This window comes from bacterium (genome assembly GCA_021158245.1).
GTDB lineage: Bacteria > Zhuqueibacterota > QNDG01 > QNDG01 > QNDG01 > QNDG01.
The window spans coordinates 1-9,444 of the sequence record JAGGVB010000231.1; the positions used below are offsets into that span (position 1 = coordinate 1).

Here is a 9,444-nt window from a genome sequence, read left to right on the forward strand (position 1 = left end):
CTTTTTGAGAAAAAAGCATGGAAAAGAGTTGTAGCATTTCAAACGAGGAATGCACTTCACAGAGCTCACGAGTATGCTCTTTTATGGGCAGCGGAAAAACTTACAAGAGAAGGCCATTTTACAGGGTCAGTACTGAATCCTCTTGTGGGAGCTACCAAATCCGATGATGTCCCTGCTGATGTGCGCATGAGAACTTATGAAGCGCTTATGGAATCTGGAGAATTCGGCAGAGGGGATTATGATGAAGCAGTATGGGATAAGGCAGGGTACAGATTCATAGATAATTTTATTCTTGTGGGGCTGGATATGAAGATGTTCTATGCAGGCCCGAAAGAAGCAATAATGCATGCAATCTACCGCCAGAACTACGGATTTACAGATATTGTAATCGGCAGAAAACATGCAGATGCGCCGTTTGATGACGGCAGCGCAATCTGGGGAGATTTTGATGCGCACGAAAAATTTGACAATCTTTCAGGAGGCCTTGAGATTAAGCCTGTAAAGGTAGGATTTGCAGCTTATTTTGAAGAGATTAAAAAGGTCGGGCTGATTTCAGAATACAAACCTAAAGGGTATCATACTGTTTTTATATCCGGAAAAGAAGTGCGCAGAAAACTTCAGAACGGAGAGGATGTTGATCAGAGAATTATGAGAAAGGTTGTTTCTGATATTTTAAGAGATTTTTATCAGTCAAAAGGAAAGCCTGACAAGCAGAAAAGTTCTAATGTAACATGGCATCATACACAAATAACAAAAGAGCACAGGGAAAAGAGAAATAAGCACAAAGGAGTTGTTCTCTGGCTTACAGGGCTTTCGGGAAGCGGGAAATCAACAATTGCAACAATCATTGAACAGAAACTTTTTGATATGGGATGCCAGGCCTATATTCTGGACGGAGACAATATCCGCCATGGGTTAAACGGAGACCTGGGATTTTCTCCTGAGGACAGAGAAGAGAACATACGCAGAATAGGAGAGGTTGCGCATATTTTTGCAGATGCGGGATTAATTGCAGTTACATCCTTTATCTCACCTTACATAAAAGACAGAGACCGGGCGAGAAGCCTTAATCAACAGGGAGATTTTATAGAGGCCTTTGTAAAAGCTCCTCTTGAAGTATGTGAGGACAGGGATCCCAAAGGGCTGTACAAAAAAGCAAGAGAGGGAATCATCAAGGAATTTACAGGGATTTCCGCTCCTTATGAAGAGCCGGAGAATCCCGAACTTGTGATTGAGACTGATAAGATGAGCCCTGAGCAGTCTGCTGATTTTATAATTGATTTTCTTAAGTCAAAGGGGTTAGTGAATAGTGAAAAGTGAATAGTGAATAGGGATAGGCGTTCTGTACTGAAAAAATTGACAGTTTTCGCGTATAAGGATAAAGGATAAAGGATAAAGGAAAGCACTGTTAATTTGCAAATAGAAATAATAAGAGAGTTAATTAAAAATAAAAGAGTCGGATTTAAGAAACATGCTGTTATAAGAATGCATCAGCGTAATATTAAGGTGGACGAGTTAGAGCATGTTTTGCTTAATGCCGAGATTGTTGAAGAGTATTTAAGCGATAAACCTCTTCCAAGCAGATTGATTTTAGGCTATACAAAAAATAACAGACCTCTTCATATCCTTTATGCTGTTGATGAAACTGAAAAATGGATGTGGATTATTACTGTGTATGAACCGAACAGAAATGAATGGAAAGATGGATATAAAAAAAGGAAATAAGTATGAAATGTCCATTATGTAAAGGTGAAATTTTAGATGGTGTTACTAATTTAACTTTTGAAAAAGAGACTGAACATATTCTTGTTGTAAGCGGAGTACCTGCAAGAGTTTGCCAACAGTGCGGAGAGACATTTATTGATATGGAAACAGTAAAAAAAGTAGAATTTCTTGTTGATTCGGCAGAAAAAGACGGTATTACATTCGGCTTTGTTAAGTATAAAGAAGTGGCTTAGATTTAAGAAGTGTTGTTTTTTTGTTTTCTCGCAACGGACGCAAAGAGAAGACAAGGATAAGGCAAAAGATAAAATAAAAGGATAAAGGATAAGGGATAAAGGATAAAACAAAAGATAAAGGTATATGGTATAAAGGAATAAGTAAATAGTGAAAACGGGATACAGAACAGTAATTTTGAAAATAGCGGTTACTTTGAGTCCCGATTTTCTTTAATTAAAAAATATAATAGTAAGAATCGGGATATTTAATAGTTGGAAAAAGTTATTAAAAGTGTAACCCAGTGGCTTGATAACATACAAATCCGGTACATGATTTTCGGCGGGATTGCTGTAAGTTATTATGGTATGCCGCGCCAGACATTTGACATAGATATTAAAATAGCTGTAGAATCACAAGAAAAAAAAGAAAAATTTATTAATGACATTAGCAAAAGAGCTTTTCTGCTTGTCAAAAATCCCAGTGAATTTATTCATGATACAAATGTTTTGCCTGTGGAATTCGACAAAGTCAGAATAGATTTTGTTTTTGCAGAACTTCCGTTTGAATATGAAGCAATTTCGCGTTCAAAAATTAAGAATATCATGGGAAGTGATGTCCGTATATGTACACCTGAAGATTTGATTATTCATAAAGCTGTTTCAATCAGGCAAAAGGACTGGATTGATATAGAAAATGTTATTTTATCTCTGGGAGAATCTTTGGAGTGGGAGTATATTCTGAAAAATTGTAAAGATCTTTCTGTGTTATTAAACAGGCCTGAAATAATTGATAAAATAACCGGTTTAAGAGATGCAAAATAAATATAAAGAATTTATTAATAAAAACACCATGTTCAATGATTGGGAAGAAAAGTATAACAGAACCCTGAGCGCGGAACAGAAGCTGGAACAGTTTATATTTCTTTATAAAGCAGAAGATTCTCTTCCTGAAAAAAAAGTAAAAAAGATGCATGAGGAGCATTTGCAGTGTTTAATTGACATACAAAAATCACTTATGAGGCGCTGAATGAATAGTGCTTCTGTTTACGGATAAGTTTTCCGGTTGGTTTGAGATTATGTTTCAATTAATAAGGATAAAGGTTAAAGGATAAATGTCCTGTCCCGATTTTCTTTATAATAATATAATGATCAGAATCGGGAAGATGTTTTCTCGCAACGGACGCAACGAACGCAAAGAGAAGACAAGGATAAAGGATAAGGGATAAAGGATAAAACGAAAATCAGGTATATGGTATAAGGGTATAAGGAATAGTTGATAGGATTTTTTGAAAATTGGGGTTAATTTTAATCCCGATTTTCTATAAGAAAAATATAATGGTAAGAATCGGGAAGATCTCCGTTAATCTATTCTTTAATTCGTGTTAACCATTTCCGGCTTTTGACGGATTTGTGTAACCGTGTCCGGCCACTGCCGGACGTGTCCGGCCTTTGACGGATTCGTGGATCAGAATCGGGACGGGAAAGGCTGCTGAAATTTGTTTTTAAAAGGTTTTAAATAGATAAGGGGATAATTGGCTATGCTTAACATTAAAAAAGAGTATGTTGTAAATTCAAAGAATAAAAAGAAAGCTGTTTTAATTGATATAAAAACTTTTGAAAAATTGGAAGATATCCTTGAAGGCTATGGGCTTGCAAAGTTTATGGAAGAAGTGGAGGGAGAAGAAGTTTTGGCAGTTGCTGAAGCAAAGACTTATTATAATAAATTAAGAAAAAGATAGCGTGATAAATTGTTTATATAAAAAGTCATTCTTAAAGGATATGGCAAAGATAAGTAATCCTTACAGAGAGAAAATAGAAAATCTGGTATTTGAAAAAATTTCGGGGCTTGATGATATTTCATCTATAAAGAATATAAAAAAGATACGCGGGTATAATGAATATTATAGAATAAGGGTAGGTATATATAGAATAGGATGTAAGATTGAATCCGGGAATATAGTTATTTTTTACAGGGTTAAGAACAGAAATGATATATATAAGATATTTCCCTAAATCATTACTCCTTTTTCTGCTTTTCCTGTCCCGATTTTCTTTATAAGAATATAATAATCAGAATCGGGAAGATGTTTTCTCGCAACGAACGCAACGAACGCAAAGAGAAGACAAGGATAAAGGATAAGGGATAAAGGATAAAACGAAAATCAGGTATAGGGTATAAGGGAAGAAGGAATAGTTGATAGGATTTTTTGAAAATTGAGGTTAATTCTAATCCCGATTTTCTATAAGAAAAATATAATGGTAAGAATCGGGAAGATCTCCGTTAATCTATTTTTTAATTCGTGTTAACCATGTCCGGCTTTTGACGGATTTGTGTAACCGTGTCCGGCCACTGCCGGACGTGTCCGGCCTTTGACGGATTCGTGGATCAGAATCGGGAAGACATAATATGAATTTTTTATATGATTAAAATAATTGATAAAAAAATAAATTATGACGAATTGAAGATTCTCCTTGAGCAGGATTTCGGGGATATGGTTAAGGTTGTTGTTGATGTGGAAAAAGGAATTGTTGGAATCGGGGGCGAGCTTCATGCTGATGCTGAACAATTAATGATTGAAAAAGGCTGTGTTCAGAAAAACCTCTATGGAGCGAATATATATCCTTTTAACGAACCGGATCATCGAATTGAATATGTTGCACTCATCAACATACGCCCGCAGCAGGATAATCCCTCTATGGAAATACAAAATCCTGAAATACGGGATAAGGTAAAGTTCTACATTGAAAAATTTGTAATAGGGAATGATGAAAAACTGGTATAAATCCCTTGAAAACAGATACAGCACTTTCCCAAAAGATACTCAGGTGCTCAATATGGTCAGTGATTTGCAAAAGGCTGCAAATCTGCGGACTGTGAATAAGCAGGCATCGCAGAACCACTTGTACCGTGCTGTAATTCTGCTTGATTACATTATTAATGATCCCAAATGGGGATATGCTCTTGGGGAGCTTTTGCGCTTGCGGGATGCCGTCTGCTCTGTAATTGAAGGAATTGATTATGGTTCTCTCAAGCAAATGATAAGTGCTGCGGTGTTGCTGGATCCTTCTGCTTACAGGAGGATGAAGGGGATAAAATAAAAGGATAAAGGATAAAGGATAAAGGATAAAACAAAAGATAAAACAAAAGATAAAACAAAAGATAAAATAAAAGGATAAAGGATAAAGGATAAAGGATAAAACAAAAGATAAAATTCAACAGAAAGAGATAATATGAATTTTGCTCTGATAGGCGCGGCAGGATATATTGCGCCAAGACATTTAAAAGCAATTAAAGATACAGGCAGCAATCTTGTAGCTGCTGTTGACCCTTTTGATTCTGTAGGCATTCTGGACAGATATTTTGATGATGTGGATTATTTTAAGGAATTTGAGCGATTTGACCGCCACATTGAAAAGCTTCGCAGAAATCATTCTCCGAGAGCTGTTGATTACGTATCAATCTGCTCCCCGAATTATCTGCACGATGCGCATATAAGATTTGCATTACGTGTTGGCGCAGACGCGATTTGCGAAAAGCCTTTGGTTCTGAACCCATGGAATGCAGATGCCCTGCAGGAACTTTCCGAAGAAACCGGAAAAAAGGTTTATACTGTACTTCAGTTAAGACTCCACCCTGTGGTCATGGATCTTAAAAAGGAAGTTGAGAACGCAGAAAAACATGAAAAATATGATATTGAGCTTACATACATAACACCAAGAGGAAAGTGGTATTTTTATTCGTGGAAGGGCGATATTTCAAAGTCCGGAGGCCTTGCAACAAACATAGGCATCCATTTTTTTGATATGCTTACATGGATATTCGGAAAAGTGCAGAATCTGGAAGTACATTTAAAAGATCCCCAAAAAACCGCAGGGTATATTGAGCTGGAAAAAGCAAGAGTTAAATGGTACCTTTCTGTGGATAAAAATGATCTGAACAGAATTTTTCCTGATGTAAAAACCAGTTTTCGCTCAATTAAAATTAATAATAAGGAACTTGATTTTTCCCACGGTTTTACTGATCTTCATACAAGAGTATATGAAGAAGTTTTACAAGGCCGCGGATTTACTATAAAAGATGCAAGGCCTTCAATTGAAATTGCTCACCGGATAAGAGAAACAAATGTAAAAGATGCCAGCACCGGGTTTTTGCATCCCCTTGCAGAAAAGCTCCTGCCGGACACAGTTAACACGAATTTATAGAAAATAATTATAGAGAATTATAGGATAAGTTATTTTTTGTTGTTAAAAACGGATAATTTGCTATGCCAATAAAAATAAGTTTGCATGCAAAAGAACAGATGCTGGAGAGAGGGGCAAGCGAGGAAGAAGTTAAAATCGCAGTACAGAAGGGCGAGAAACAAGAAGCAAAAAAAGGCAGAATTATTTATAAAAAGAATTTTCAATTTAATAACCATTGGCGGGGCAGGGAATACAAAATAAAGCAAGTATCGCCTGTGGTTGCAATAGAAGGTGATGATATAATAGTTATTACAGTCTATGTGTTTTATTTCTAACATTTGCAGGAGAATGATATGAAAATAAGTTATGATTCATCGGTTGATGCTCTTTATATTCGTTTAATTGATGAACCTGAAGAGTGTGAGGTTATTAAAATTAATGACCAGGTGAGTATAAATATTGGCGAACATGAAAAAGTTGTTGGTATTGAAATATTGGATGCAAGTGATTTTTTGAAAGACTTTAAGAATAAGAAAATTATATTAGAGAATCTCGAAGCTGCATGAGGTGATTTGATCCACGATCCACATGTCCGGCTCCTGCCGGATGTGTCCGGCTACTGCCGGATTAGAGGATCAATTGGCGGATAAAATATTTTGTTTTATCCTTTATCATTTATCCTTTAACCCTCTGATTGTTGAATACTGAGGATGCGGAGCTGTTTTTTAATCTTAAGGAAAAAGGATAAAGGATAAAGTGAAAGAGGGGTGTTTTATCTTTTTGTTTTCTTGGCGTTCTTAGCGAGCGTTGCGAGAGGTTAAATAAGAGAAATAAATCATAATAAGGTTTTAGTAGTCAGTGCATTCTTTAATCGAAGATTAAAGAGAGGTTAATAGTGCTTAAAATAAATTATGATGCTGAGGGTGATATTCTTGAGATTAAATTCTCTGATGAAAAGGTTACAGATAGTGCCTATGCAGAAGAAAACGGTATTGTAGTTGATTATGATAAAACGGGTAAAATTCTGGGATTGGAAATACTTGCTTTTTCAAAACGGGCGCGTAACCCTGAAGAATTGACTTCCATTTCTGTCTGATTTGTACGATACAAAAGGGTGAAGTGAAAAATAAAAAGGATGAAGGATAAAAAAAGTAATGAAAAATCCGGACATTAAAATTCTACCTGAGGTTTTTAAACACTACCCTGATATTGCAGCCGTCTATTTGTTTGGCTCTACGGCAACTGGAAAACTCCATCAGGACAGCGATCTGGATTTAGCAATTGTTGAGAAAAACAAATCAATTTGGGATAAGAAATTAGATATTTTAGCTGACCTTGCCGGAGAAGGATTTGACAGGGTTGATTTGATCTTTCTGGGAAAAGCTGATATTGTTTTACAATATGAGGCAGTAAAGATGAATATAGTGATATACAAACGCAGCGATTTTGACCGGGGAGAACTGTATTCCCGAATTGTACGGGAATATCTCGATTTTTATCCTTATCTTGAAGTACAGCGAAAGGCTTACAAAGAAAGGGTTTTAAGTGGTTAAGGCTGAAGTAATCCTTAAGCGATTAAATAAATTAGACGAATATTTATATATCCTTGAGAGAATGAAAAGTTATTCATTTGAGAAACTCAGGAGCGAGCCTGAAATATATGGAAGCTGTGAGCGATTTCTCCACTTAGCTATTGAAGCCACACTTGATGTGGGGAATCACCTTATAGCAGATTTGAATTTGGGTGAGGTTAGCTGGTACCGGGATATTCCAAAACTAATGGAAAACAATGGATACATAAATGCAAAATTAAAAGAGCAATTGATTAGAATGATTGGATTTAGAAACTTGCTTGTCCATGATTATCTGGAAATTGACCGGAAGATTGTATATGAAGTATTACAAAATAATCTTGATGACATTGCAGCATTAAAGAAGGTTTTTGCTCAATTTTTATAGAAATATGATTGATGAATCAGTTGCGGCAGATATTTTCCCGCCAAGGATAAAAAGAAAGAATTGGTGTTTTATCCTTTAACCTTCTAATTAGTGGAAGAAAAGATTGTCCACGGATTACACGAATTAACACGAATAAAGAGGGGAAAAGTTTAGTAAGAAATAATTCGATAAAGTTTATCCGGTTGATGCGGGATTAATAGATCAATTTAAAAGTATAGAAAAGTATGATTTCAAAAAATATACATAAAATTCATTTAAAAGATTTATTCTGGGATTATCATTTTAATGAGAATGAACTGCAGGCTCTGCTGAACGGTGATGTTGATAAAGTCGGGCATCTTGATCGTTACGCTTTATACGCAAGAATTCTGACAAGCATGGGTTGGTATCAGGTAATTGATTTAATCCCAGATGAAAAAATAAAGGAAGCATTGTCAGATGAGGTAATAGATAAAATCCGGTTTAACGATTTAAGAGAAAAGTATTATTTTGCAAAAAGATTATTATTTAAATAAACTTTATCCTTTTCAGGATGAAGTTTTCAAAATAATTGCCGAAGAAAAAACAGGGTTTTATCTTACCGGCGGCACAGCTTTGGGACGTTTTTATCTGCAGCATCGTTTTTCCGATGATCTGGATTTTTTTCTTAATCATGCAGATGATTTTTCTCTTCAGGCAGATCGGATTATTGATGTGTTTAAACAAAAGAACATACAGTTTTATGTTGGAATCAAATCATCTGATTTTGTAAGAATCTCTATGCAAAAAAAAGGGGTAAATCTAAAGGTCGATTTTATTAATGATGTTGAGTTTCACTACGGAGAATTTAAAAAATTTAAATTATTCCCAAGAGTTGATAACTGGCGCAACATTCTTTCAAACAAACTAACAGCTCTGGATAGACGCGAACCCAAGGATATAGCAGACATTCTGTTTATATGCAGAAATTATTCTTTTCATTGGAAAGATATATTCAAAGAGAGCCTTAACAAAGTTGTTTATCTTGATGCTCTGGATGTAAGTAAAATTCTGGCGGAATTTCCAATAGAATATTTATTAGATATTATATGGCAAAATGAGCCGGATACTGATGATGCTGCGGAAGATATTCTGCAGATAGCAAAAGATATATTGCGTAAGGAGCGTAATTCGATTCAAAAGAATTAGTTAAGAATTTTTCCACAATCCACGAATCCGTCAAAGGCCGGGCACGTCCGTCAAAGGCCGGACACGTCCGTCAAAGGCCGGACACGTCCGTTCAAAGGCCGGACACGTCCGTCAAAGGCCGGGCACGTCCGTCAAAGGCCGGACACGTCCGTCAAAGGCCGGACACGTCCGTCAAAGGCCGGACACGTCCGTCAAAGGC

At 36.0% G+C, this 9,444-nt stretch carries 16 protein-coding genes and 1 pseudogene; all 17 read left to right on the forward strand.

Going from position 1 to position 9,444, the window contains the following annotated elements; genetic code table 11:
• Positions 1-681 (forward strand): annotated as a pseudogene (locus J7K93_14350) (sulfate adenylyltransferase).
• A 732-nt stretch (positions 682-1,413) separates the two neighbouring features.
• The gene (locus J7K93_14355) at positions 1,414-1,725 is read left to right on the forward strand and encodes a DUF4258 domain-containing protein (protein ID MCD6118179.1); all 312 of its coding nucleotides are present in this window, start codon (positions 1,414-1,416) and stop codon (positions 1,723-1,725) included.
• Positions 1,726-1,727: 2 nt separating this feature from the next.
• A complete protein-coding gene (locus J7K93_14360; GenBank protein ID MCD6118180.1) occupies positions 1,728-1,958 on the forward strand; it encodes a type II toxin-antitoxin system MqsA family antitoxin in 231 nt (76 codons plus the stop codon).
• Positions 1,959-2,210: 252 nt separating this feature from the next.
• Positions 2,211-2,759, forward strand: a complete 549-nt coding sequence (locus J7K93_14365) for a nucleotidyltransferase (protein MCD6118181.1) — start codon at positions 2,211-2,213, stop codon at positions 2,757-2,759.
• Positions 2,749-2,964 (forward strand): hypothetical protein, encoded by a 216-nt coding sequence (locus tag J7K93_14370; protein MCD6118182.1) that lies wholly within the window; start codon positions 2,749-2,751, stop codon positions 2,962-2,964. The genes J7K93_14365 and J7K93_14370 overlap by 11 nt, the downstream gene beginning before the upstream one ends.
• A gap of 511 nt (positions 2,965-3,475) precedes the next feature.
• Positions 3,476-3,676, forward strand: a complete 201-nt coding sequence (locus tag J7K93_14375) for a hypothetical protein (protein ID MCD6118183.1) — start codon at positions 3,476-3,478, stop codon at positions 3,674-3,676.
• A 1-nt stretch (position 3,677) separates the two neighbouring features.
• The gene (locus J7K93_14380; GenBank protein MCD6118184.1) at positions 3,678-3,950 is read left to right on the forward strand and encodes a type II toxin-antitoxin system RelE/ParE family toxin; all 273 of its coding nucleotides are present in this window, start codon (positions 3,678-3,680) and stop codon (positions 3,948-3,950) included.
• 410 nt (positions 3,951-4,360) lie between these two features.
• Entirely contained in the window at positions 4,361-4,720 is a 360-nt protein-coding gene (locus J7K93_14385; GenBank protein MCD6118185.1) for a hypothetical protein, read from the forward strand.
• Positions 4,701-5,036, forward strand: coding sequence for a hypothetical protein (locus J7K93_14390; protein MCD6118186.1), 336 nt, complete (start codon positions 4,701-4,703; stop codon positions 5,034-5,036). The genes J7K93_14385 and J7K93_14390 overlap by 20 nt, the downstream gene beginning before the upstream one ends.
• Before the next feature lie 132 nt (positions 5,037-5,168).
• The gene (locus J7K93_14395) at positions 5,169-6,140 is read left to right on the forward strand and encodes a Gfo/Idh/MocA family oxidoreductase (GenBank protein MCD6118187.1); all 972 of its coding nucleotides are present in this window, start codon (positions 5,169-5,171) and stop codon (positions 6,138-6,140) included.
• A gap of 62 nt (positions 6,141-6,202) precedes the next feature.
• Positions 6,203-6,454 carry a DUF4258 domain-containing protein gene (locus J7K93_14400; protein MCD6118188.1) on the forward strand — a complete coding sequence of 84 codons (252 nt, stop codon included), beginning with the start codon at positions 6,203-6,205 and terminating at the stop codon, positions 6,452-6,454.
• An 18-nt stretch (positions 6,455-6,472) separates the two neighbouring features.
• Positions 6,473-6,685, forward strand: coding sequence for a DUF2283 domain-containing protein (locus J7K93_14405; GenBank protein MCD6118189.1), 213 nt, complete (start codon positions 6,473-6,475; stop codon positions 6,683-6,685).
• Between the two features lie 329 nt (positions 6,686-7,014).
• Positions 7,015-7,215 (forward strand): DUF2283 domain-containing protein, encoded by a 201-nt coding sequence (locus J7K93_14410; GenBank protein MCD6118190.1) that lies wholly within the window; start codon positions 7,015-7,017, stop codon positions 7,213-7,215.
• Positions 7,216-7,273: 58 nt separating this feature from the next.
• Positions 7,274-7,672 carry a nucleotidyltransferase domain-containing protein gene (locus J7K93_14415; GenBank protein MCD6118191.1) on the forward strand — a complete coding sequence of 133 codons (399 nt, stop codon included), beginning with the start codon at positions 7,274-7,276 and terminating at the stop codon, positions 7,670-7,672.
• On the forward strand, positions 7,665-8,078 hold the full coding sequence (locus J7K93_14420) for a DUF86 domain-containing protein (GenBank protein ID MCD6118192.1): 414 nt from the start codon (positions 7,665-7,667) through the stop codon (positions 8,076-8,078). Before J7K93_14415 ends, J7K93_14420 begins: the two co-directional genes overlap by 8 nt.
• Before the next feature lie 224 nt (positions 8,079-8,302).
• On the forward strand, positions 8,303-8,593 hold the full coding sequence (locus tag J7K93_14425) for a hypothetical protein (GenBank protein MCD6118193.1): 291 nt from the start codon (positions 8,303-8,305) through the stop codon (positions 8,591-8,593).
• Entirely contained in the window at positions 8,568-9,245 is a 678-nt protein-coding gene (locus J7K93_14430; GenBank protein ID MCD6118194.1) for a nucleotidyl transferase AbiEii/AbiGii toxin family protein, read from the forward strand. The genes J7K93_14425 and J7K93_14430 overlap by 26 nt, the downstream gene beginning before the upstream one ends.
• Positions 9,246-9,444 lie beyond the last annotated feature (199 nt).